The organism is Methylobacterium sp. 4-46 (assembly GCF_000019365.1).
GTDB lineage: Bacteria > Pseudomonadota > Alphaproteobacteria > Rhizobiales > Beijerinckiaceae > Methylobacterium.
Genome location: NC_010511.1, coordinates 4077501 through 4100938, shown reverse-complemented (window position 1 = coordinate 4100938; position 23438 = coordinate 4077501). Strand labels below are relative to the sequence as shown.

Below are 23438 nucleotides of genomic sequence, written 5' to 3'. Positions count from 1 at the left end.
CTCCGCTGGTCTCGCCGGACGTCTGCGCACGTCCCTGCCGGGCATGATGGGATGCCGCTCCCGGCCCCGCAAGGGCGACGCGGCGCATCGCGTTGCCGGCTTCGCACAGGTCTCGGCCGGCGGCCGCCCCGCCGCGCCCGGACCGGCCACGCGTCATCATTCCGCCGAAATGGTGCCTTCGCCCGGCCGCGAAGCCGCTGTATTCACGGCACGACCTCTCGGTCCGGCCCCTCCGGCACCCGGCCAGCCCCGGCTGCGCGGGCGGCGAAGGATCCGGGCCTCCTCCAGAGGTTTCGAGACCCTTCCTTGAAGGCCGCCTCCCCGGAGTGCGGTCTTCCTTTTTGCCGGCGCCGGGGCGGTCAGCGCTCGACGACGAGGTCCTCGGCCCGCAGGCGCGGCTGCCAGGCGTGGCGCACGAGTTCCGGATCGGCGTGCTCCTCCTGGGGGTAGCCGACGCACAGGTAGGCGACGAGGCGCCACGCCTCCGGCACGCCGAGGAGCGCCGTCAGCGGCGCCGGGTCGAGGATCGAGACCCAGCCGACCCCGAGGCCCCGCGAGCGGGTGGCGAGCCAGAAGGTGTGGATCGCCAGCACGACCGAGTAGCGCAGCATCTCCGGCATGGTGGCGCGGCCGAGCCCGTGGCCGCTCTCCGTCGCCTCGTCGCAGAACACCGCGAGGTGGACGGGCGCCTCGCGCAGCCCCTCCAGCTTCAGGCGCCGGTAGGCGGCGGCGCGCGCGTCCGGGTAGGCCCGCGCCGCCTCGTCGTTGCAGCGGGCGAAATTCTCCGTCACGGCGCGACGCCGGTCCGGGTCGCCGACCCGCACGAAGCGCCAGGGCTGGCTGTTGCCGACCGAGGGGCTCAGGCAGGCGAGGGCGAGGCAGGCGCGCAGGTCCTCCTCCGGCACCGGGTCGGGCCGGAAGCGGCGCACGTCGCGCCGCCACGCGACGAGGTCCGCGAGACGCTCGCGGAAGGCGGCGTCGAAGGCGGGAGCCTCCGTCACGGCCTGGACAGGTCCGCCAGCAGGCTCGCCGCCACCGAGACCTTCGACACGGTGAGGCCTGAGGCCGCGATCGCCGAGACGGCGGTGCGGATGCGGGCGAGCGAGGCGCCGCGGGCGGCGCTCCAGCTCTCCACCGCCGCCTGGCCCTGGGCCCCCGTCGCGGCCGCCTCGGCCGTCAGCGCCCGGTGCGCGGCGGCGATGCCGGCGACCGCCCGTTCCAGGGCGATGCGGTCGAAGGTGTCGGAGACCGGCACGGCGCGGGCCGCCCGGGTGAGCGGGCCGAGGCGGAACAGCTCCTCGATGGCGAAGTGGGTCGCCGCGATGGCGACCGGCGGGCGCCCGGTCGCCTCGGCGACCCGCACGATGTCGGGGGCGGCGCCGAGCTCGGCGAGGGCCGCGAGCTGCCCGGCGAGGGGCTCCGGCACGCCCTGGTCGGCGAGGCTCCGGCCGCGCTTGGCGAGGGCCTCGCGCGCGCCGGCCGGCAGCACCGAGGACAGCGAGGAGGCCACGGCCGCGATCCCGTCCCGGTAGCGCGCCACCACGGCGTCGATGCCCCCTTCCCCGAGGCTCTCGTGGCGGATGAACCAGACCATGCGCTGGCGCAGGAGGTCCTGGAGCTCCGCGTAGAGGGCGAGCTGCTGGGCGCCCGAGACGGCGCCGTCGAGCCCGTCCACGGCCCGGTTGAGGTCGAGGAGCCCGAACGCGTCGCGGGTGACCGCGTAGGCCGCCGCCACGGTCGGCGCCTCGGCGCCGGTCTCGTCGGAGAGGCGGCTCACCAGGGTCGGGCCGCCGCGGTTGATGATCGCGTTGGCGAGGCCCGTCGCGATGATCTCGCGGCGCAGGCGGTGGCTCGCCACCGCGTCCGGGTAGCGGGCGAGCAGCACCGGCGGGAAGTAGCGATCGAGCTCGCGCGACAGATAGGGATCGTCCGGCACGGCGCTGTCGAGGAGCGCGTCCTTGAGCGACAGCTTGGCGTAGGCGAGGAGCACGGCGAGTTCGGGCCGCGTCAGGCCCTCGTCGGCCTGGGCGCGCTCCGCGAGGGCCGCGTCCGAGGGCAGGAACTCGACGGAGCGGTCGAGGCGGCCCTCCGCCTCCAGGGCCTGCATCAGCCGCGTCGCGAAGCCGGACTCGGCCGCGCCCTGGCGCTGGGCGAGGGACAGGGCGAGGGTCTGGATCTGGTTGTTGCGCAGGACGAGGTCGGCGACCTGGCCGGTCATGCCGGCGAGCAGGGCGTTGCGCGCCTCCGGGCCGAGCCGCCCGTCGCGCTCGGGCGTGGTGAGCGCGATCTTGATGTTCACCTCGACGTCCGAGGTGTTGACGCCGGCCGAGTTGTCGATCGCGTCGGTGTTGAGGCGGATGCCCCGCCGCGCCGCCTCGATGCGCCCGCGCTGGGTCACGCCGAGATTGGCCCCCTCCCCGATCACCCGGGCGCGCACCTCCGCGCCGGTGATGCGCAGGGCGTCGTTGGCGCGGTCGCCCGCCTCGTCGTCGCTCTCGCCCGAGGCGCGGATGTAGGTGCCGATGCCCCCGAACCAGAGCAGGTCGACGGGCGCCTTCAGGATCGCCTGCATCACCTCGGCGGGGGTCGCCTCGGCCCGGTCGAAGCCGAGGCGGGCGCGGATCACCGGCGAGAGCGGCACCGTCTTGGCCGAGCGCGGGAAGACCCCGCCGCCGGCCGAGATCTTGTCCCGGTCGTAATCGGCCCAGGACGAGCGCGGCAGCTCGAACAGGCGGCGGCGCTCGGCGTAGGAGGTGGCCGGGTCCGGGTCCGGATCGAGGAAAATGTCCCGGTGGTCGAAGGCGGCCACGAGCTTGAGGCAGCGCGAGAGCAGCATGCCGTTGCCGAACACGTCGCCCGACATGTCGCCGACGCCGACCACCGTCACCGGCTGGCTCTGCACGTCGACGTCGATCTCGCGGAAGTGGCGCTTGACCGCCTCCCAGGCGCCCCGGGCGGTGATGCCCATCGCCTTGTGGTCGTAGCCCTGGCTGCCGCCCGACGCGAAGGCGTCGCCGAGCCAGTGCCCGCGCTCGATCGAGATCGCGTTGGCGATGTCCGAGAAGGTGGCGGTGCCCTTGTCGGCCGCGACCACCAGGTAGGCGTCGTCCCCGTCGTGGCGCACCGTGTCGGCGGGCGGGACGATCGCCCCGTCCACGATGTTGTCGGTGAGCGAGAGCAGGGTGCGGATGAAGATCCGGTAGCTCTCGGTGCCCTCGGCCATCCAGGCCTGGCGGTCGGAGGCGGGCGGCAGGCGCTTGGGGAAGAAGCCGCCCTTGGCGCCCACCGGCACGATCACGGCGTTCTTGACCTGCTGGGCCTTCACGAGGCCGAGGATCTCGGTGCGGAAATCCTCCGGCCGGTCCGACCAGCGCAGGCCGCCGCGGGCGATGTAGGCGAAGCGCAGGTGCACGCCCTCGACGCGCGGGGAATAGACGAAGATCTCGAAGAGCGGCCGCGGCAGCGGCATCCCGTCGACCTTGGCGCAGCGGAACTTGAACGCGATGGTGTCGGGCGGCAGGCCGTGGGGGGCGACCTGGAAGAAGTTGGTGCGCTGGGCCGCCTCCACGAGGTTCACGAAGCGGCGCAGGATGCGGTCCTCGTCGAGGCTCGTCACCGCGGACAGGCCGGCCTCGATCTCGGCGCGCAGGGCCGCCTCGCGGGCAGCGCGGCTCTCGGCACCGCCCTCGGCGCGGGGATCGAAGCGCGCGTAGAACAGGGCGACGATCCCGGCGGCCAGGGCGGGGTGGCGGCTCAGCGTGGCGGCGAGGTAGCCCTGGCCGTAGCGGATCCGCAACTGCCGGAGGTAGCGCCCGAGGGCGCGCAGCAGGGCCGCGTCGCGCCAGCCGAGGCCGGCCTCCAGGATCAGCCGGTTGTAGGCGTCGGTCTCGGCGAGGCCGCGCGCGATGGCGAGCAGGGCCGCCTCGACGGGGCGGTCGAGCCGGGCGAGATCGATCGCCCCGCCGCCCGCGCGCTCGAGCAGCATGTCGTGCAGCCAGATCCCGTCCGTCTCCGGCGCGCCGGGCCGGCCGATCAGGAAGGTGCGCTCGTCGATGACCCGGAACCCGAAATTCTCCAGCACCGGCACCCGATCCGAGAGGGGCAGCGCGCTGCCTTTCGAGAATACCTTGAGGCCGATCCGCGTCTCGGGGTCGCCCGGGTGGCGGTGGAGGTCGACGGCGCGCGGGCGCTCCGCCGTGATCCGCTCCAGGATCGCGATGTCGGACAGGGCCTGAGCGCTGTCGTAGGTCTCCCGGTAGCCCGCCGGGAACGCCTCGGCGTAGTAGGCTCCGAGCGCCCGGGCGCGGCCGCCGTCCATGGCCTCGGCGAGGGCGTCGCGCAGGCCGTCGGCCCAGGTGCGCGAGAGGGCCGTCACCTCGGCCTCGAGCTCGGCCGGATCGATCGCCGGCGGAACCTCCTCGCGGCGGCCGATCACGATGTGGAAGCGGGCGAGCGGCCCCTCCGGATAATCCGGGTAGATCGCCGAGATGTGCCCGCCGAGGCGCATGGCGAGGTGGGCGGCGATTCGCTTCTGCAGGGCCGCGTCGGTGCGGTCCTTCGGCACGAAGACGAGGAGCGAGACGAAGCGGCCGAACTTGTCCGCCCGCGCCAGCACCCGCACCCGCGGGCGCTCGGCCAGGAGCACGATGGCGAGGGCGAAGCGGCGCAGGAGATCGGTGTCGATCTGGAAGAGGTCGTCGCGCGGATAGGTCTCCAGCACGTGCAGGAGCGAGCGGCCGGCATGGCTGGTCGGGTCGAGCCCGGCCTCGGCCACGACGGTCGCGACCTTGCGGCGCAGGTACGGCACCTCCTCGGCCCGGCTCGTGTAGGTGGTGCTCGCGAAGAGCCCGACGATGCGCAGCTCGCCCGCGACGCGCCCGTCGCCCGAGAAGAGCTTGATCCCGACCATGTCGAGGTGGGTGCGGCGATGGACCCGCGAGATCAGGCTTGCCTTGGTGATGATCAGCGCCTCGGGCCGCTCCAGGAAGGCGCGGATCTCGGGTGTCATCGCCACCATGGTGCGGCCGCGGCGCAGCACCTCGACGGAGCCGTCGCGCAGGAGGCCGAGGCCGCTCTCGCGCACACCCCGGTACTCGGCGCCCTCGCCGAGCCGGTACTCGCGCATCCCCAGGAAGGTGAACTGGTCGGCCCGGATGTAGTCGAGGAAGGCGCGGGCCTCCGCGACCTCCTCGGCCGCCACCGGCGGCGGCGCGGATTCGTAGGCGGCGGCGACCGCGTCGAGCCGGGCCAGCATCGCCCGGTGGTCCTGCGTGGAGACCGCCACGTCGGCGTAGACCTGGGCGAGGCCGTCGAGGAGGCCCGCCCGCTCGCCCTCGTCGTCGATCCGGTCGAGATGGATGTGGATGAAGCTCTCGCGGCTCAGCGCGTCGCCGGCTCCCGCGGTGGTCTCGCCCACGAGGCGCAGCAGGGCGCCGTCGGGGCCGCGCTCCACCGCCAGGATCGGGTGGGCGACGAGGCGCGGCTCGTAGCCCCGCGCCACCAGCTCGGCCAGGGTCGAATCGAGCAGGAAGGGCCGGTTCGGATTGATGGCCTCCAGGACGGTGACGTCGCGCCGCCCGCCGTCGCGCTCCACCACCACGTCGTTGAGGCGCAGATCCGCGCCGCTCTCGTCGGGCCGCGCCGCGGCGAGGTGCTGGCGGGCCGCGAGGGCGAGGTCGGCCAGGGTCTCGGGCGCGTAGGCGTTGAGATCCTCGGGCGGGACTCGGCCGAACAGGTCGCGGACGAAGTCGCCGGGCTCCCGGCGGGCCTCCGCCGCCGCGACGGCGGCGGCGATGAGGTCGGTGCGGCTCGCCCGCGCTTCGGGCGTCGCGGTCGACAGGTCCACGGCTCGTCCCTCCCGCCGAGGTGTCAGCGGGCGACGGGTGACATAGACCTCGGCGGCCCGCAACCCTGGCGTCTCGTCCGCGTGCGTTTCCCGATCTATAGCTCAGTCGCGACGACAGGGAGACGACGCGATGGCCGGGGCGAAGCCGAAGAGGAAGGTGGCCAAGGAGGAGGTCGGCGAGCACCCGCGCCTCCAGGAGACCGAGGGCGCCGTGATGGCCCTCGACCTGGAGCCGGCGGCCGAGCTGCCCCCCGACCTCGCCGCCTATTTCGACAAGTGCCGGGAGAAGATCGGCTTCGTGCCGAACGTGCTGCTCGCCTACGCGCACGACGCGGCCAAGCTCGACGCCTTCGTGTCCTTCTACAGCGACCTGATGCTGGCGCCGTCGGGCCTGTCGAAGCTGGAGCGCGAGATGATCGCTGTGGCGGTGTCGAGCGCCAATCGCTGCTACTACTGCCTGACCGCGCACGGGGCGGCGGTGCGCGTGCTCTCGGGCGACCCGGTCCTCGGCGAGATGCTGGTGATGAACTACCGGGCCGCGTCGCTCTCGCCGCGCCACCGGGCGATGCTCGACTTCGCGGTGGCGCTCACCGAGGCGCCCTGGACGGTGGAGGAGGAGGACCGCGAGGCGCTGCGCGATGCCGGCTTCACCGACAAGGACATCTGGGACATCGCGGCGGTGGCGAGCTTCTTCAACATGACGAACCGCATGGCCTCGGCGGTCGACATGCGGCCGAACCGCTCCTACCACGGCGACGCGCGCGCCTTGCCGAAGGTCTGATACGTTTTCCGGAAGATCACTTCCGGAAAACGTATCACAAGCCCGCGCGGCGCCTGAGCGAAGCCCGGGTCCGCCATCGGCGACGGCCCGATGCGTCGGCGTCCCGGGCCGCCGGGATGGCGCGCGGCGAGGAGGGCGCTGCCGGCGCGGCCGCGCGGATCACCCGCGCGCCGGGATGCGGCGCGCCCTCACGCCCGCGACCCCGCCCCGATCGCGATTCCCGTGAAGGTGTGGTTGAGGTGGATCGCCCGGTACTGCTCGCCGAAGGTCTCGAACCCGATCACGTTGTAGCGGCGATAGAGATCGGACAGGCGGTGGCGGACCTGGTGCGACTCGGCGTCGAGCCGGCGCAGCACGCAGTCGAAGCCGATGACGAGGTCGAGGCCGCCGAGCGACGCGTCGAGCCGGGCGAGCTCGTCCCGGGTCGTCGCCACGAGATCCTTGCGGCCGGCCAGCGTCAGCACGACCCCCTCGTCGACCGCGCACAGGAAGCTCAGCGAGCCGTCCGGGTTGAGGCGGTGGATCGAGCGGCAGAAGTAGTCGCCCCCGACCCGCACGGCGAGCGGATTGGCCGCGAACACCGTCGGGGTCAGCATCTCGGGCTGCAGGCCGAGCGCCCGCGCGTACTCGGCCGCGGCCGGCTCGGCGTTGAGCTCGCGCACCGTGCGATGCTCGGCGTCGGTCTGGGTGACCACGAACTTCACCGCCCGCGGCTCCAGGTTGTCGGTCTTGAACACCTGGATCGGGTGGTCGGTCGCCACGATGAGCAGGATCGCCGCGCCGTGATGGACCACCCCGTCGTGGATCAGCGCCGTGTGGGCGAAGGTGAGCGCGTCGCCCGCCGAGCCGCCCACCAGGGGGATCGCGTCGAGGCCGAAGGCGACCGCCGAGGTCACCCGCTCCTCGGCCAGCGTCAGGCTGTCGATGAGCGAGATCGCGAAGCGCTGGCCGTACTCCGCCCCCTCGGTGCCGAGGCGCAGGCGCAGGCTGCGCACGCGGGCCACCGCCGCCTCGACGTCGAGCTGCTCCACGTCGGCGAGCACGGTCGAGACGACCCGGAAGCCCTCGCGCGGGAAGGCGACCGCGACGAGGCCGCGATCGAGGCCGCCCGCCGGGCTGATCTCCCCCGAGGAGGTGCAGCCCGCCACCGGAATGCCCGGGAAGCGGCGCGCCAGCGCCGCCGCGACCGCGTCGGCCCCGTAGGCGGGCGAGAAGAAGACGAGGAGCTGGCCGACCCGCCGCGCGTCGATCGCGTCGGCGATGGCCGCCACGGCCTCCTCGGCCCGGTCCAGCTCCGACCACGCGGTCTGCACGCCGCACAGATGCGCGCGCCCACCCTTCGTCACGGGACGCCTCCCTCAACCCCGGCCGCGAGCGGGCCGATGGATCCCGGCACGGCCGGGCTGTTGGGCGGCACGCTGCGGCAGAACGCGCAGCGCGGCAAGGGCGGCCGCCCCGACACGGCGTCACAGCCGCGATCCCGCCCCGGGCGCGAAGACGCCCCGGACGCGAAGAGCCGCCGGCCCGGGTCGGGCGGCGGCTCTCGATCGGGTGCCCGGGGGCCCCGCCGGCGGCGCGGAACGCCGCGCCCGGCGGGGGCCGCTCAGGCCGCGGCGGCGAGCTTCTTCTCGATCTCGCGCTTCAGCAGGCGCGCGTTCTGCGACAGGTCCTGCTCGCCGGCCTTGACCAGGAAGGCGTCGAGCCCGCCCCGGTGCTCGACCGAGCGCAGGGCGTTGGCCGAGATGCGCAGGCGCACGGAGCGGCCGAGCGTGTCGGAGAGCAGGGTGACGTTGCACAGGTTCGGCAGGAACCGGCGCTTGGTCTTGCGGTTCGAGTGGCTCACCAAGTGGCCGGTGAGCACGGCCTTGCCGGTGAGTTCGCAGCGACGCGACATGGTATCAGTCCTTCACAATCCGATAGGCCACGGGCCGCTTGACGCTCACGCCGGGCGCTGGAACAGCGACCGCGGCGGCGACCGGACCGCGCGAAAGCCAGGAAGGCTCGCGCCTATAGGGGAGAGAGGGCGGTTTCGTCAAGCGTGAGCGGCGTCACGTCCGCGCGCCCGCGGGCGCCGAGACGAAGCGTTAACCTTAAACTCGTCACGATGCCGCGCGATTCCTGCGGATGGCGGGCTCGTCCCGCGTCCCCTCACCACGGTCTGTGCCATGCGTGCCAAGCCCTTCCTCCCGGCCCTCCTCGCCCCGGGCCTGCTGCTCGGGATGGGGCCGGCGGACCCTGCCGCGGCGGCCCGCGCACGGGCGGCCGCGACCGCGGTGACGGTGGATTACGGCATCATGCTGGCCGGCGTGCCGATCGGGACCGCGCAGATGACGGGAGCGATCGAGGGCCAGCGCTACCGGATGGACGTGACGGCCAAGCTCACGGGCCTCGTCGGCGCGATCACCGGCGGCTACGGCTCGGGCCGGGCCTCGGGGGTCGCGGGGTCCGGGCGCCCGATCCCCGGCACCTTCGCGGTGTCCTCGCACTCGTCGAGCACCTCGATCACCGTCCGGATGGCGCTGGCGCGGGGCAACGTGGTCGCCTCCGAGATCGTGCCGCCGCTCCTGGTCGATCCCGAGCGGGTGCCGGTCGACGCGGCGAGCAAGCGGGCCGTGGTCGATCCGGTGAGCGCGCTGCTGATGCCCGCCCAGGGACGGGGCGACCTCACCGACCCGCAGAATTGCAACCGGGTGATCCCGGTCTTCGACGGGGCGAGCCGGTTCGACGTGATCCTGAGCTACGGCGAGACCCGCCGGGTGGAGAAGCCGGGCTATGCGGGGCCGGTCCTGGTCTGCAACGCCCGCTACCGGCCGATCACGGGCCACCGGCCCGACAAGCCGGGCGTGAAGTTCATGGAGGAGAACACCGACATGTCGGTGTGGCTCGCCCCGGTCGAGGGCGCGCGGGTGCTGCTGCCCCTGCGCATCTCGGTGCGCACGATGCTCGGCACCAACATCATCGAGGCGACGCGCTGGACCCAGTCCGGCGCCGAGGCGCAGGCCACGCAGGCCGCCGCGGTGGCGCAGTAATGCGGCTGTCGGCGTCCCTCAGGCGCCGCGCAGGCTCGTGATCCGGGATCCGCTTCGATCGAGCGGATCCCGGATCACTCCTCCTCGGCGTCGCCGGTCTCCAGGGTCGCCCGCACGGTGGCGAGCACCCGCTTGGCGAGGTCCGAATCCGGGTCGTCGCGGGTGAGCGCGTCCTCCAGCATCGCGAGGTAGCCGCCGAGTTCGTGGCGGTAATGGTCGGAATCGATCCCGCGCAGGATCCGGGCGAGGAAGCCGATCGCCATCTGCAGCGCCACCTGCTTGGCCGCCACGTCGGCCTGGGCCTCCGACAGGCGGGCGATCATCTCGCCGTGGCTCGCCGACAGGACGGTGAGGCCGTTGATCTTGTCATCCGCGGTCATGCGCTGTCTCCGGGGGGCGCGGCGCCCAGCAAAAAGGCCCCTCCGCGGCGCGGAAGGGCCCTCGGGAGGGGCCGGGCGGGCGCCCGGCCCGTTCGGTCACGCCGCGAGCTGGCGCAGCACGTAGGGAAGGATGCCGCCGTTGCGGAAGTATTCCAGCTCGTCGAGGGTGTCGATCCGGCAGGTGAGCGGCACCTCCCGGGTCGCGCCGTCCGCCCCGGTGATCTCCGCCACCAGGGTCTGGCGCGGCTTCAGCTCCCCGGCGAGGCCGCGGATCGTCACGGTCTCGTCGCCCTTGAGGCCGAGGGAGGCCCAGGTCGTGTCGCCCTGGAAGACCAGCGGCACCACGCCCATGCCGACGAGGTTCGAGCGGTGGATGCGCTCGAAGCTCTCGGCGATGACCGCCCGCACCCCGAGCAGCTTCGTGCCCTTGGCCGCCCAGTCGCGCGACGAGCCGGTGCCGTATTCCTTGCCGGCGAACACGACCAGCGGCGTGCCCTCCTGCTGGTAGCGCATCGCCGCGTCGTAGATGAACATCTTCTCAGCCGTAGGCTGGTAGAGGGTCCAGCCGCCCTCCACCACCGTGCCGGACGCGTCGCGGACCATCTGGTTCTTGATGCGGATGTTGGCGAAGGTGCCCCGCATCATGACTTCGTGGTTGCCGCGCCGCGTGCCGTACTGGTTGAAGTCCTGCACCCGGACCTGATGCTCCTGCAGGTAGGCGCCGGCCGGCGAGGCCGCCCGGATGTTGCCCGCGGGCGAGATGTGGTCGGTGGTGATCGAGTCGAGGAACAGCCCGAGGATGCGGGCGCCGACGATGTCGGTGACCGGCGCCGGGGTCTTCTCCATGCCCACGAAGTAGGGCGGGTTCTGCACGTAGGTGGAGCCGGAATTCCACTGGAAGGTCTGGGCCGGGGTCACCTCGACCGCCTTCCAGTTCGCGTCGCCGCCGAACACGTCGGCGTAGCGGCTCTTGAACAGGGCGGAGGTGATGGTCTGCTCGATGAAGGCGTTCACCTCCGCCGAGGACGGCCAGATGTCCTTCAGGTAGACCGGCTTGCCGTCCGAGCCGGTGCCGAGCGGCTCCCGGGTCAGGTCGACCTGGAGCGAGCCGGCGAGCGCGTAGGCGACGACGAGGGGCGGCGAGGCGAGGTAGTTCGCCCGCACGTCCGGATTCACCCGGCCCTCGAAGTTGCGGTTGCCCGACAGCACGGCGGCCGCGACCACGTCGTTGTCGTTGATCGCCTTGGAGATCGGCGCCGGCAGCGGGCCGGAATTGCCGATGCAGGTGGTGCAGCCGAAGCCGACGAGGTTGAAGCCGAGCGCGTCGAGGCTCTGCTGCAGCCCGGCCTTCTCCAGGTACTCGGCGACGACCTGCGAGCCGGGGGCGAGCGAGGTCTTCACCCAGGGCTTCGAGCGCAGGCCCTTGGCGACGGCGTTGCGGGCGAGCAGCCCCGCCCCGATCATCACGCTCGGGTTCGAGGTGTTGGTGCAGGAGGTGATCGCCGCGATCACCACGTCGCCGTGGCCGATGTCGAAATTGGCGCCCTCGACCGGGTAGCGCTTGGCGATGTCGGCGGCCTTGCGGAACTCGCTCTCCATCGAGGCGGCGAAGCCGGCCTTGGCGGAATCGAGCAGCACCCGGTCCTGCGGGCGCTTGGGGCCGGCGAGCGAGGGCTTCACGTCGGCGAGGTCGAGTTCCAGCGTGTCGGTGAAGACCGGGTCGGGGGTCGCGGCGTCGCGCCACATCCCCTGCGCCTTGGCGTAGGCCTCGACCAGCGCGATGCGCTCGTCGGCGCGGCCGGTGACCTTCAGGAAGTCGATGGTCTTGGCGTCGACCGGGAAGAAGCCGCAGGTCGCGCCGTATTCGGGCGCCATGTTGGAGATCGTGGCGCGGTCGGCCACCGCCATGTCGTCGAGGCCGGGGCCGTAGAACTCCACGAACTTGCCGACCACGCCCTTCTTGCGCAGCATCTGGGTGACGGTCAGCACGAGGTCGGTGGCGGTGGTGCCCTCCGGCAGCTTGCCCGAGAGCTTGAAGCCGACCACCTCGGGGATCAGCATCGAGAGCGGCTGGCCGAGCATCGCCGCCTCGGCCTCGATGCCGCCGACGCCCCAGCCCAGCACCGCCAGGCCGTTCACCATCGTGGTGTGCGAATCGGTGCCGACGAGGCTGTCCGGATAGGCCAGTTCCTGCCCGTTCTCGAAGGCCTTGGTCCAGACCGTCTGGGCGAGGTACTCGAGGTTGACCTGGTGGCAGATGCCGGTGCCGGGCGGCACCACGGAGAAGTTGTCGAACGCCGTCTGGCCCCACTTGAGGAAGGTGTAGCGCTCGCCGTTGCGCTCGTATTCGAGGGCGACGTTGTCGGCCAGCGCCTTCGGGGTGCCGAACTCGTCCACGATCACGGAGTGGTCGATGACGAGATCGACCGGCACGAGCGGGTTGATCTTCTTCGGGTCGCCGCCGAGCGCCACCATGGCGTCGCGCATGGCCGCGAGGTCGACCACGGCCGGCACGCCGGTGAAGTCCTGCATCAGCACGCGCGAGGGCCGGAAGGCGATCTCGGTCTCGACCTTGCCGCGGTTGTCGAGCCAGGCGGTCACGGCCTCGATGTCGGCCCGCTTGACGGAGCGGTCGTCCTCGAAGCGCAGCAGGTTCTCCAGCAGCACCTTCATCGAGAAGGGCAGCCGGCCCGCGTCCGGCAGGCCGTTCTTCTCGGCCTCAGGGATGGAGTAGTAGGCGTAAGCCTTCGCGCCGATCTGCAGGGTCTGACGGGATTTGAAGCTGTCGATGGAAGCCACGGCGTGGTCCTCGCGAGGGGTTGTCGAACACGGCGCAGGGATGACCTGCGCCAGACGTCATGTGTTCGGCCGGATGCGCGAGCGGCGCCGGTCCCCTGTGCGGGCACGACTCCGCTTCCCGTGCGGCATCCCGGGCAGGGCCGGGAGGGCCACGGTGCGCGCGCCGCCCCGGGGGTGCCCGGACTGGGATTGCGCGAGAGACGGTTTGGACGCCTTCAAGGTCGCGCGGCGCAGCCAGGGATGCGTATAGAACACTTCGAATGTGGCCGCTACGGGGGTGTGAGGTGGCGAGACGAGACGCGCAGGCGAGGCGGCACCGGGACGCGCCCGGGGGGCGGCGCGCGCCCTTCCCTGGCGGGCCGGGACGCGGCGTCGCGGGCGCGGCCGGGGCGGCCCCGTGCGGCTGATCGCCGAGGGGCTCGCCTGCCGCCGCTCGGGGCGGCGCATCTTCTCCGGCCTCTCCTTCGCCCTCGGCCCCGGCGAGGCGCTGGTCGTGACGGGCCGCAACGGCGCGGGCAAGTCCACCCTGCTCGCCCTCGTCTCCGGGCGTCTCGCGCCGGAGGCCGGGCGGCTGCGCGCGGAGGATGTCGGCGAGCGCACGATCCCCGAATGCCTGCACGGGGTCGGCCACCGGGACGGGCTCAAGAGCGCGCTCACCGCCGAGGAGAACCTCGCCTTCGCCCGCGACCTCCTCGGCGAGGCGGCGCTGTCGCCCCGCGAGGCGCTCGGCCGGATGGGGCTCGCCCACGCGGCGGGCCTGCCGGTCGCCTACCTGTCGGCCGGGCAGCGGCGGCGGGTCGCGCTCGCGCGGCTCCTCGTCTGCCGCCGCCCGCTCTGGCTCCTCGACGAGCCGACCGCCGCCCTCGACGTCGCCTCGCAGGGCATCCTCGCCGCGCTGATGCGCGCCCACCTGCGCGAGGGCGGCCTCGTGATCGCGGCGACCCACCAGGCGCTCGGGCTCGAGGGCGCCCGCGAGATCGCCATCGAGGCCCATCGCCCGGCGCGCCTCGACCCCCTCGCCGAGGCCGCCCGATGACCCGCTCCTTCCTCGCGGTGCTCCTGCGCGACCTGCGGCTCGCCGGCCGCATCGGCGGCTCGGGCGCCCTGTCGCTCGTCTTCTTCCTGATGATCGTGGTGCTGGTGCCCTTCGCGCTCGGACCCGACCTCAACCTCCTGTCCCGGATCGGCCCGGCCATCCTGTGGCTCTCGGCCGTGCTGGCGACCCTGATCGGCCTCGACCGGCTGTTCCAGGCCGACGAGGAGGACGGCTCCCTCGACCTCCTCACGGGGGCGCCGGTGCCGCTCGAACTCGTGGTGCTGGCCAAGGCCCTGGCCCATTGGCTGACGACCGGCCTGCCGCTCGCCCTCGCGGCGCCGCTCTTCGGGCTCCTGGTGGCGCTCACGCCGACCGCCATGGCGGCGACGAGCCTGACGCTCCTCGTGGGCTCGCCCGCCCTCACCTTCATCGGGGCGGTGGGCGCCGCGCTCACCGCCTCGATCCGCCGCGGCGGGCTGATCCTCGCCGTGGTGGTGCTGCCCCTGATGATCCCGACCCTGATCTTCGGGGTCTCGGCGGCGGAGGCCGCCACGGGCGGCACCGTGCCCTTCGCGACGCCGCTCATGATCCTGGGCGCGCTCAGCCTGGTGGCGGGCGTCGTCGGCACGCTCGGGGCCGCCGCGGCGCTGCGCGCCAGCGAGTGACCCGCGCCGCCGCGCGCGGCGCCCCCGGCTCGGCCGCGAGGCTCAGAACACCGCCTGCCCGAGCGCGAAGGCGACCACCACGATCACCACGGCGACGACGAGGAAGAGGCCGAACAGCAGGCGGGCGATCCCGCGGGCGCCCGCCGCCACGTTGGTGAATCCGAGCGCGCCCGCTACCAGCGAGACCACGAAGAAGATGAGGGCCCATTTCAGCATGTCGCGGAACCTTGACCGAGAAACCGCACCCCAACGGGGTTCTCCCGCGCGCGTTCCGTGATGCGCCGATCATCCGCATTGCGGGCGGCCGCGGCCCCGGGCTAGATCCCGCCCCATGGCACAAGGCCTCCTCACCCGGCTCGCGCAGCCGAGCCACTTCATGCGCTGGTCGGGCGCCGCCCTGCCCTGGCTCGGCGGCCTCAGCGCCGTGCTGCTGGCCGCGGGCCTCTACCTGTCGTTCTTCGTCGCGCCCGCCGATTACCAGCAGGGCGAGACGGTGCGGATCATGTTCCTGCACGTGCCGGCCGCGTGGCTCGGCGTGTTCTTCTACGGGGCGATGACGGTCTCGGCGCTCGGCACGCTGGTCTGGCGCCACCCGCTGGCCGACGTGGCGCAGCGCGCCGCCGCCCCGATCGGCGCCGCCTTCACGCTGATCTGCCTCGTCACCGGCTCGCTCTGGGGCAAGCCGATGTGGGGCACCTACTGGGTCTGGGACGCGCGCCTGACCTCGATGCTGGTGCTGCTGCTGATCTATTGCGGGCTGCTCGCGCTGTGGCGCACCATCGAGGATCCGGGCCGGGCCGCCCGGGCGGTGGCGATCCTCACCCTGGTCGGCGCCGTCAACCTGCCGATCATCAAGTTCTCGGTGAACTGGTGGTCGACGCTGCACCAGCCGGCCTCGATCCTGCGGATGGGTGGGCCGACCATCCACCCGACCATGCTCTACCCGCTGCTGGTGATGATCGCGGCCTTCTCGGTGCTCGGGATCACGCTGCACCTCGCGACGATGCGCACCGAGATCCTGCGCCGCCGGGTGCGGACGCTGGCGATCCTCGAAGCGGAGCGGCTCGACGCCGTGCCGACGCCCCAAATCGCCTGACCGATCGGACCCGCCGTGGATCTCGGACCGCACGCCACCTTCATCCTCGCCTCCTACGCCTTCACGGCCCTGGTGGTCGCGGCGCTGATCCTGCACGCCGTGCTCGATTTCCGCGCCCAGCGCCGCGCCCTGGCGCGGCTCCAGGACGGGAGGGACGCGTGAGCGCCGCCGACGAGGCCGAGGCGGCGTCCGCCCGGCGCGGCCGGATCCTCTTCCTGCTGCCGCTCGTGGTCTTCCTCGCGCTGGCCGGGATCTTCCTCGGGCGCCTGCTCACGCGGGGCTACGACCCCTCGGCGGTGCCCTCGGCCCTGATCGGCCGCCCGGCCCCCGCCTTCGCGCTGCCCGGGCTGCCCGGCCTCGCGGGGCAGGACGGGCCGGTGCCGGGCCTCGCCAGCGCCGATTTCGCCGGCAAGGTGACGGTGCTCAACGTCTGGGCGTCCTGGTGCGCGCCCTGCCAGATCGAGCACCCGATGCTGATGCGCCTGTCGCGCGACGGGGTGAACCTCGTCGGCATCGACTACAAGGACGCGCCCGAGAACGGGCGGCGCTTCCTCGGCCGCCACGGCAACCCGTTCCGGGCCGTGGGCATGGACGAGAGTGGGCGCGTCGGCATCGATTTCGGGGTCTACGGGGTGCCCGAGACCTTCATCATCGGCCCGGACGGCCGCATCCGCGACAAGCTCGTCGGCATCCTGACGGCGGAGAATTACGAGAGCTTCCTGGAGAAGGTGCGGGCCGCGGCGAAGTAGGCGGGCGGGCCGGCGCCGGGTCAGGCCGGCCGCCGGATGGTCTGATCCGGGCTCCGGTTGACCGCAGCGGATCCCGGATCAGTCGGACGTCGTATCACCGCGGCCCACCCTCCTTCGGCAGCGCGTAGATGTTCACCTCGAGCCCGGTGTCGCTCGCGCTCCTCAGGTCGGTCAGGTACTCCTCCACGAAGGCGTCCTGGACGATGATGCCCTTGGCGTCGAGATAGGCCGTCACCGTCTCGTAGGTCTGGTCGATCTCGTCGTAGGCGCCCTTGTGCACGAAGCGCAGGGCCTTGCCGCTCGGCGTGCTGCCGAAGCGGAGATCGGCCGGCAGGCCGGCGGGCCTCGGGTCCGGCACCTGCTCGATCGGCAGCATCGCCTCGAACTGGAACCCGTCGTCGTCCGTGCGGGTGAAGACCGCGACCGGCCGGCCCACCGCCCGCACGCCCGCCTTGGCGAGGTCGCCCTCCAGCCGCGCGAAGGCGTCGCGCAGGGTCGGCACCGCCGCGTCCCACTTGGCGTTGCCGGCGAGGATCGCGGCGGGCTTGGCCGGCAGCATCACCTCGTCCACGTCCGAGGGATCCCCGGGATTCGGCACCAGGGTCTGGCGCGGGCCGGCCGGCGCGGGGCCCGGCGGCACCGCCTTCTCGGGCAGCGGCGGGGCCGGCGCCTCGCCGGAGCGGGGCCCCGGCCCCGGATCGGTGGTGGTCGGGAGCGGGTTGGCCTGCGCGGGCGGTTGCTGGGCCCGCGGGGCGCCCGATCCGGCGGCGAGGGCGAGGGCCAATCCGAGCGCGGCGAGCGGGAGACGGGACACAATCACGGGCGAAGCGCTCCGGTCGGGATCGGGGGTCGGGCCGGCGCCGTGCGCCACCATCCGAACGGGCGAGACCGTAATCCGGTTCGCCTGCCCCGGCGAGAGCGGCGCTCGCGCGCGGCGGCGTTTCGGGCCATATACGGGCGACCTGAAGACGAGCCGCCACACCCATGTCCCCCCTCGCGGATCACCGCTTCCTGAAGATGAACGGTCTCGGCAACGAGATCGTGGTGCTGGACCTGCGCGCCAGCAGCCACGTGGTGCGGCCCGAGGAGGCGCGGGCCATCGCGGCCGATCCCCGCTCCCGCTTCGACCAGCTCATGGTGCTTCACGATCCGGTCACGCCCGGCACCGACGCCCGCCTGCGGATCTACAACCGGGACGGCTCGGAATCCGGCGCCTGCGGCAACGGCACCCGCTGCGTCGCCTGGGCGATGCGCGCCGATCCGGTCATGGGGCGCGCGGGCGAGCAGCTCACCCTGGAGAGCGCGGCGGGGCTGCTCGCCGTCACCCGCGTCTCCGACACGGATTTCACCGTCGACATGGGCCCCCCGCACCTGCGCTGGGACGAGATCCCGCTCTCGGAGCCCTTCCCGGACACGCGGCGGATCGAATTGCAGATCGGACCGATCGATGCGCCGATCCTGCACTCGCCGGGCGTGGTCAGCATGGGCAACCCGCACGCGGTGTTCTTCGTCGACCGCGATCCCGAGACCTACGATCTCGGCCGGATCGGGCCGCTCCTCGAAGCGCATCCGCTCTTCCCGGAGCGGGCCAACATCTCGCTCGCCCAGGTGGTCGCGGCGGACCGCATCCGGCTGCGCGTGTGGGAGCGCGGCGCCGGCCTCACCCGGGCCTGCGGCTCGGCGGCCTGCGCCGCCCTGGTGGCGGCGGCGCGGCTGCGGCTGACCGGCCGGCGCGCCACCGTGACCCTGCCGGGCGGCGACCTCGTGATCGCCTGGGGCGAGGACGACCACGTGCGGATGACCGGGCCGACGGAGCTCGAATGGGAGGGCCGCTTCCCCCCTGCCCTGTTCGCGGGCGCGGCCTGATGCCCGTGGAGGTGCTGAGCTTCGGCTGCCGCCTCAACGCCGTCGAGGGCGAGGCGGTCAGGAGGGCGGCCGGGCCGGCGGGCGGCGACCTCCTGGTCGTGAATACCTGCGCGGTCACCGCGGAGGCGACCCGCCAGGCGCGCAAGGCGATCCGGCAGGCGGCGCGCGAGCGGCCCGGGCTTCGGATCGTCGTCACCGGCTGCGGCGCCGAGGTCGAGGCGCGGGCCTACCGGGCGATGCCGGAGGTCTCCGGCCTCGTCGGCAACCACGCAAAGCTCGCGCCGGCGACGTGGTCGGACGGGGCTTGGTCGGGCGGAACTTGGTCGGGCGAGAGCCGGGCGGCGCCGGATCCCGCTGGCGTCGGCGCCGTCATGGCGGTGCGGCACGCCTCGCCCGCCCCCGCGCCCCGCATGCCGGGCCGCACCCGGGCCTTCCTGCCGGTGCAGAACGGCTGCGACCACCGCTGCACCTTCTGCGTGATCCCGTTCGGGCGCGGCCCCTCGCGCTCGCTGCCGGTCGCGGCGGCGATCGCCCAGGCGCGGGATCTCGTCGAGGACGGGGTCCGCGAGATCGTGCTGACCGGAATCGACCTTACGGCCTACGGCCGGGATCTCGGCGCGGGGACGGGCCTCGGGGGTCTCGTCAAGGCGCTGCTGCGGGCGCTGCCCGACCTCGCCCGGCTGCGCCTGTCCTCGATCGATTCGGTCGAGGCGGATGCCGACCTCCTCGACGCGCTGGCGACCGAGCCGCGGCTGATGCCGCAGCTGCACCTGTCGCTGCAGGCGGGGGACGACCTCGTCCTCAAGCGCATGAGGCGCCGGCACACCCGCGCCGACGCCGTCGCCTTCTGCGAGACGGTCCGGCGCCTGCGGCCGGAGATCGTGCTCGGCGCCGACCTGATCGCGGGCTTCCCGACGGAGACCGAGGCGCAGTTCGCCCGCTCGCTCGCCCTGGTGGAGGAATGCGGGCTGACGCAGCTCCACGTCTTCCCGTACTCGCCACGCCCGGAGACGCCGGCCGCGCGGATGCCGCAGGTCCCGGGCGAGGTCGCGCGCGCCCGGGCGGCGCGGCTGCGCGAGGCGGGCGCCGCCGCCCTCGCCCGCCGCCTCGCCGCGGAGGTCGGGCAGCGGCGCGAGGTGCTGGCCGAGCGCGGCGGCACCGGCCGCACGGAAGGGTTCCTGCCGGTGCGGCTGCCGGAGGGCGTCGCGCCCGGCACGCTGCGCCGCCTCGCCATCACCGGTCACGACGGGCGCACACTCCTGGCCGCGTGAGGCGCGGCGTCCTGGCCGCGTGAGGCGCGGCTCCCTCACGGGCTCGCCGCGCCGGCCGGCCGCGAGGTCGGCTCGGCGAGGCCGGTCGGCTTGAACACGCCGCTCGCCGTGGCGACGAGGGCGCCGCCCTCGGCGCGCACCTCGGCGTCGCAGAACAGGATCGACTGCCCGGCCCGCACCACGCGCCCCTCCGCCAGGAGCACGCCCCGTCCCGGCGACAGGAAGCGCGTCTGCATGTCGAGCGTCACCACCGGCCGCCCCACATTGAGCCGCGCCGCCGTCCCCATGGCAATGTCGAGGAGCGTGCACAGGACGCCCCCGTGCGCGATGCCGAGATTGTTGGCGTGCGCGGGCCCGAGGGCGAGGCGCAGATGCGTCCGCCCCTCCGCGAAGCGCAACGCCTCCACGCCGCAGAGCCGCGCGAAGGGGATGTCCGCCCCGAAGATCAGATCCGCCGCCCCGTCCGCCATCCGCCCGCTCCGCATTTCGAAAGGACGGTATGGTGCGTTCGCCGTCCTGGCAATTCGGGCTTCCCGGCAATTCGGGCTATAGCGGGGTGATGAGCAAGGCCCCTCCCCCCTCCTTCGTCCGCACCCGCTGGTGGTGGGTGCGCCACGCGCCCGTGCGCGGCGACAACGGCCGCATCTACGGCGGCTCCGACATCGCCTGCGATTGCGGGGATGCCCACGTCTTCGCGGGCCTCGCCCCGGTGCTGCCGCTCGGCGCGGCCTGGGTGTCGAGCCATCTCGGCCGCACGCGCCAGACCGCCGAGGCCCTGTGGCAGGCGCGCGACTTCACGGTCGACGGGATCGCGCCCGCCCTGACGGTGCTGCCCGCGCTGGCGGAGCAGGATCTCGGCGACTGGCAGGGCCGGGAGCGCGCCCGCTTCTTCGCCGAGCGGCAGCCCCTGGCGGACAGCTACTGGTTCGCCCCCGCCGACGAGCGCCCGCCCAACGGCGAGAGCTTTTCGGAATTGTGCGGGAGAGTCCACGCCGCGATCGCGGAGCTGACGGCGGAGCACCGCGGCCGCGACATCGTCGCGGTGGCGCATGGCGGCACGATCCGGGCCGCGATCGCCCTCGCCCTCGCCCTGCCGCCCCAGGGCGGGCTGGCCTTCGCGGTGGAGAATTGCTCGCTCACCCGGCTCGACCATTACGAGGGCCCGGACGGGGCCGGCTGGCGGGTCGGGATGGTCAACAGCCAGCCCTGGCTCGGGGCGAGCCTGGAGGGCGGCGGGCCGGCGGCCTGACGCCTGCCGACGGGGCCGGCTCCCGGGGGAGCCGGCCCGCGACGTCACGCCGTGGCGCCCTCGCGGGCCTTCTCGGTCGGGGCTCCGGCCGCCTTCGCCTCGCGGCGGCGGGCATGCAGCACCCACTCGGTGTAGCCGTTCGGCTGCACGCGGCCCTTGAAGACGAGGTCGCAGGCGGCCCGGAAGGCCGGCCCGTCGAAGCCCGGCGCCATCGGCGTGTAGAGCGGGTCGCCGGCATTCTGGCGATCCACGACCTTGGCCATCCGCCGGAGCGTCTCCATCACCTGCTCCTCGCTGACCACGCCGTGGTGCAGCCAGTTGGCGATGTGCTGGGAGGAGATGCGCAGGGTGGCGCGGTCCTCCATCAGCCCGACATCGTGGATGTCCGGGACCTTGGAGCAGCCGACGCCCTGATCGATCCAGCGCACCACGTAGCCGAGGATGCTCTGGGCGTTGTTGTCGATCTCCTGCTGGACGTCGTCGGGGGCGAAGTTGGAGCGGGCGAGCGGGATCTGCAGGATCTCGTGCAGGGCCGAGCGGGGCCGGCGCGCGAGCTCCTCCTGGCGGGCGCGCACGTCGGTCTCGTGGTAGTGCAGGGCGTGGAGCGTCGCGGCGGTCGGCGACGGGACCCAGGCCGTGCTGGCGCCGGCCTTCGGGTGGGCCCCCTTCTGCATCAGCATGTCGGCCATGGCGTCGGGCGCCGCCCACATGCCCTTGCCGATCTGCGCCCGGCCGAGCAGCCCGCAGGCCAGCCCGACATCGACGTTGTTCTCCTCGTAGCCCTTGATCCAGGGCGTCGCCTTCATGTCGTTCTTGCGGATGACCGGTCCCGCCTCCATCGCGGTGTGGATCTCGTCGCCGGTGCGGTCGAGGAAGCCGGTATTGATGAACACGACCCGCTCGTCGGCGGCCTTGATGCAGGCGGCGAGGTTGACCGTGGTGCGGCGCTCCTCGTCCATGATGCCCATCTTGAGCGTGTTGCGCTCCAGGCCCAGCATCGCCTCGACCCGGCCGAACAGCTCGACCGCGAAGGCGACCTCCTCGGGCCCGTGCATCTTCGGCTTGACGATGTAGACCGAGCCCTTGCGGCTGTTGCGCAGGCCGGATTCGTTGCGCAGGTCGTGGATCGCGATCATCGCCGTGACGGCGGCGTCGAGGATGCCTTCCGGCACCTCGTTGCCCTCCGCATCGCGCACCGCGTCCGTGAACATGTGGTGGCCGACATTGCGCACCAGCATCAGGCTGCGGCCGGGCACCGTCACCTCGCCGCCGGTCGGGGCGGTGTAGTGCCGGTCGGGGTTGAGGCGGCGCTCCAGCACGCGGCCGTCCTTCTGGAACGTCGCCGAGAGGCTGCCGTTCATCAGGCCGAGCCAGTTGCGGTAGACGACGACCTTGTCGTCCGCGTCGACCGCCGCGACGGAATCCTCCAGGTCCATGATGGTCGAGATCGCGGATTCGATCAGGATGTCGGCCACGCCCGAGGCGTCGAAGCGGCCGATCCGGTGGGTGCGGTCGAGGACGATCTCGATGTGCAGGCCGTTGTGGCGCAGGAGCAGCGCCGAGGGCATGCTCGCCCGGCCGCGATAGCCGACGAAGGCCTCGGGCCGCGCCAGCGGGATGGTGTCGCCGGTGTTCATGTTGCCGACGAGGGCGCCGCCCTCGATGGCGTAGGTCACGACGTCGGCGTGGCGCCCGCCCGCGAGCGGCACGGTGCGGTCCAGGAAGGCACGGGCGCGGGTGACGACGCGGGCGCCGCGGGTGCGGTTGTAGCCCGGGCCGCGGACCGCGCCGCCCTCGTCCGAGATCGCGTCGGTGCCGTAGAACGCGTCGTAGAGCGAGCCCCAGCGGGCATTGGCGGCGTTGAGGGCGTAGCGGGCATTCGAGACCGGAACCACCAGCTGGGGGCCCGCGATGCTGGCGATCTCGTCGTCCACGTTCTCGGTGCGGGCGCGCACCGGGCCCGGATCGGGCAGGAGATAGCCGATCTCGCGCAGGAAGCTCTCGTAGGCGGCCTCGTCGACGGGCCTGCCCGCGCGCTCGCGGTGCCACGCGTCGATCCGGTCCTGCAGCGCGTCGCGCTTGGCGAGCAGGGCGCGGTTTCTCGGCGTCAGGTCGCGCAGGACGGCGGCGAGCCCGCCCCAGAACACCTCGGGCGACACGCCCGTGCCCGGCAATGCCTCGCGGACCACGAAGTCGTGGAGCACCCGCGCCACCTGCAACCCGCTGACCTTTTCTCGATCCATCATCATCCTCCCGGCGGCAGGCCCGTCACGCGTGCCGCGCGCGCCGTCCTTAACAGGCGAAACAGGGCCCAGATAGGCGCCGCGTGCCGGCGCGGCGACGCTGCCGAGGCGGAACCATTTCAAATCTCGCGAACTGTCAGGTCAGTGCGGCCGCGGTCGAGCGGAGCGGCGGGATGAGAGCAGGTGACCAAATCGTAATCTCATCGGGGCCGGGACTCGGTCGATTTCGGCTCTCGTGCCCCGTGACAAACAGCAACGCCCCTCCCATCTGGAGGCCGCCGGGCGGTCTCGCTGCCTGGTGCCGATAGGAGTACGACTCCATGAACAGCGAAGAACGCGACGTCATCAACGGCATTTTCCAGCGTCTCGAGCAGGCCGCGCAGCAGCCCCGCGATGCCGACGCGGAGCGGTTCATCGCCGAGAAGATCC

General features: G+C 73.1%; 21 protein-coding genes (1 of these 21 only partly in view). 11 read left to right on the top strand and 10 right to left on the bottom strand.

Annotated features, from left to right (window positions below):
* Positions 1 to 359: 359 nt before the first annotated feature.
* Positions 360 to 1001: a 5,6-dimethylbenzimidazole synthase gene (gene bluB, locus M446_RS17600; RefSeq protein ID WP_012333451.1), complete on the bottom strand. Its 642-nt coding sequence runs from the start codon at positions 999 to 1001 to the stop codon at positions 360 to 362.
* Positions 998 to 5845: an NAD-glutamate dehydrogenase gene (locus M446_RS17595; protein WP_012333450.1), complete on the bottom strand. Its 4848-nt coding sequence runs from the start codon at positions 5843 to 5845 to the stop codon at positions 998 to 1000. Before M446_RS17595 ends, bluB begins: the two co-directional genes overlap by 4 nt.
* Before the next feature lie 130 nt (positions 5846 to 5975).
* Between M446_RS17595 and M446_RS17590 the strand changes: the two genes are divergently transcribed.
* Entirely contained in the window at positions 5976 to 6626 is a 651-nt protein-coding gene (locus M446_RS17590) for a peroxidase-related enzyme (RefSeq protein ID WP_012333449.1), read from the top strand.
* A 188-nt stretch (positions 6627 to 6814) separates the two neighbouring features.
* On the opposite strand, the gene M446_RS17585 is transcribed toward M446_RS17590, so the two are convergent.
* Positions 6815 to 7972 (bottom strand): FIST signal transduction protein, encoded by a 1158-nt coding sequence (locus M446_RS17585; protein WP_012333448.1) that lies wholly within the window; start codon positions 7970 to 7972, stop codon positions 6815 to 6817.
* A gap of 257 nt (positions 7973 to 8229) precedes the next feature.
* A complete protein-coding gene (gene rpmB, locus M446_RS17580; RefSeq protein WP_012333447.1) occupies positions 8230 to 8520 on the bottom strand; it encodes a 50S ribosomal protein L28 in 291 nt (96 codons plus the stop codon).
* Positions 8521 to 8791: 271 nt separating this feature from the next.
* On the opposite strand from rpmB, the gene M446_RS17575 reads away from it, so the two are divergent.
* The gene (locus tag M446_RS17575) at positions 8792 to 9655 is read left to right on the top strand and encodes a DUF3108 domain-containing protein (RefSeq protein ID WP_012333446.1); all 864 of its coding nucleotides are present in this window, start codon (positions 8792 to 8794) and stop codon (positions 9653 to 9655) included.
* A 74-nt stretch (positions 9656 to 9729) separates the two neighbouring features.
* Here the strand turns inward: M446_RS17575 and M446_RS17570 are convergent, their stop codons facing one another.
* Together M446_RS17570 and acnA are read right to left on the bottom strand one after the other, a co-directional pair.
* Entirely contained in the window at positions 9730 to 10035 is a 306-nt protein-coding gene (locus M446_RS17570) for a hypothetical protein (RefSeq protein ID WP_012333445.1), read from the bottom strand.
* A gap of 96 nt (positions 10036 to 10131) precedes the next feature.
* A complete protein-coding gene (acnA, locus tag M446_RS17565; protein ID WP_012333444.1) occupies positions 10132 to 12834 on the bottom strand; it encodes an aconitate hydratase AcnA in 2703 nt (900 codons plus the stop codon).
* Positions 12835 to 13231: 397 nt separating this feature from the next.
* Here acnA and ccmA point away from each other — a divergent pair, with 397 nt between their 5' ends.
* Together ccmA and ccmB are read left to right on the top strand one after the other, a co-directional pair.
* On the top strand, positions 13232 to 13870 hold the full coding sequence (ccmA, locus tag M446_RS17560; RefSeq protein ID WP_012333443.1) for a heme ABC exporter ATP-binding protein CcmA: 639 nt from the start codon (positions 13232 to 13234) through the stop codon (positions 13868 to 13870).
* Positions 13867 to 14535, top strand: coding sequence for a heme exporter protein CcmB (ccmB, locus tag M446_RS17555; RefSeq protein ID WP_012333442.1), 669 nt, complete (start codon positions 13867 to 13869; stop codon positions 14533 to 14535). The genes ccmA and ccmB overlap by 4 nt, the downstream gene beginning before the upstream one ends.
* Before the next feature lie 42 nt (positions 14536 to 14577).
* Here the strand turns inward: ccmB and M446_RS35520 are convergent, their stop codons facing one another.
* Entirely contained in the window at positions 14578 to 14751 is a 174-nt protein-coding gene (locus tag M446_RS35520; RefSeq protein WP_012333441.1) for a DUF1328 domain-containing protein, read from the bottom strand.
* Positions 14752 to 14866: 115 nt separating this feature from the next.
* On the opposite strand from M446_RS35520, the gene M446_RS17545 reads away from it, so the two are divergent.
* The 3 genes from M446_RS17545 to M446_RS17535 are packed head-to-tail and all read left to right on the top strand — an operon-like array spanning position 14867 to position 16380.
* The gene (locus M446_RS17545; protein ID WP_012333440.1) at positions 14867 to 15631 is read left to right on the top strand and encodes a heme ABC transporter permease; all 765 of its coding nucleotides are present in this window, start codon (positions 14867 to 14869) and stop codon (positions 15629 to 15631) included.
* Positions 15632 to 15646: 15 nt separating this feature from the next.
* Positions 15647 to 15793: a heme exporter protein CcmD gene (ccmD, locus tag M446_RS17540; RefSeq protein ID WP_012333439.1), complete on the top strand. Its 147-nt coding sequence runs from the start codon at positions 15647 to 15649 to the stop codon at positions 15791 to 15793.
* Positions 15790 to 16380 (top strand): DsbE family thiol:disulfide interchange protein, encoded by a 591-nt coding sequence (locus M446_RS17535; RefSeq protein ID WP_012333438.1) that lies wholly within the window; start codon positions 15790 to 15792, stop codon positions 16378 to 16380. Before ccmD ends, M446_RS17535 begins: the two co-directional genes overlap by 4 nt.
* A gap of 94 nt (positions 16381 to 16474) precedes the next feature.
* On the opposite strand, the gene M446_RS17530 is transcribed toward M446_RS17535, so the two are convergent.
* Complete coding sequence (locus M446_RS17530; RefSeq protein ID WP_012333437.1) at positions 16475 to 17254, bottom strand: GyrI-like domain-containing protein; 780 nt, start codon at positions 17252 to 17254, stop codon at positions 16475 to 16477.
* Between the two features lie 110 nt (positions 17255 to 17364).
* Here M446_RS17530 and dapF point away from each other — a divergent pair, with 110 nt between their 5' ends.
* A complete protein-coding gene (gene dapF, locus M446_RS17525; protein ID WP_012333436.1) occupies positions 17365 to 18246 on the top strand; it encodes a diaminopimelate epimerase in 882 nt (293 codons plus the stop codon).
* The gene (mtaB, locus tag M446_RS17520) at positions 18246 to 19517 is read left to right on the top strand and encodes a tRNA (N(6)-L-threonylcarbamoyladenosine(37)-C(2))-methylthiotransferase MtaB (protein WP_012333435.1); all 1272 of its coding nucleotides are present in this window, start codon (positions 18246 to 18248) and stop codon (positions 19515 to 19517) included. The genes dapF and mtaB overlap by 1 nt, the downstream gene beginning before the upstream one ends.
* Positions 19518 to 19552: 35 nt before the next feature.
* On the opposite strand, the gene M446_RS17515 is transcribed toward mtaB, so the two are convergent.
* On the bottom strand, positions 19553 to 19987 hold the full coding sequence (locus M446_RS17515; RefSeq protein WP_012333434.1) for a PaaI family thioesterase: 435 nt from the start codon (positions 19985 to 19987) through the stop codon (positions 19553 to 19555).
* A gap of 29 nt (positions 19988 to 20016) precedes the next feature.
* On the opposite strand from M446_RS17515, the gene M446_RS17510 reads away from it, so the two are divergent.
* A complete protein-coding gene (locus M446_RS17510) occupies positions 20017 to 20766 on the top strand; it encodes a histidine phosphatase family protein (RefSeq protein WP_012333433.1) in 750 nt (249 codons plus the stop codon).
* A gap of 44 nt (positions 20767 to 20810) precedes the next feature.
* Here M446_RS17510 and M446_RS17505 read toward each other — a convergent pair whose 3' ends face one another.
* Positions 20811 to 23009, bottom strand: coding sequence for a malate synthase G (locus M446_RS17505; RefSeq protein WP_036270269.1), 2199 nt, complete (start codon positions 23007 to 23009; stop codon positions 20811 to 20813).
* A 320-nt stretch (positions 23010 to 23329) separates the two neighbouring features.
* Between M446_RS17505 and M446_RS17500 the strand changes: the two genes are divergently transcribed.
* Positions 23330 to 23438, top strand: the 5' portion of a protein-coding gene (locus tag M446_RS17500) for a DUF2076 domain-containing protein (RefSeq protein ID WP_012333431.1). The gene runs 683 nt beyond the window's last position; 109 of the gene's 792 nt are visible here — the first part of the coding sequence; it begins with the start codon at positions 23330 to 23332; its stop codon lies off the right edge, out of view.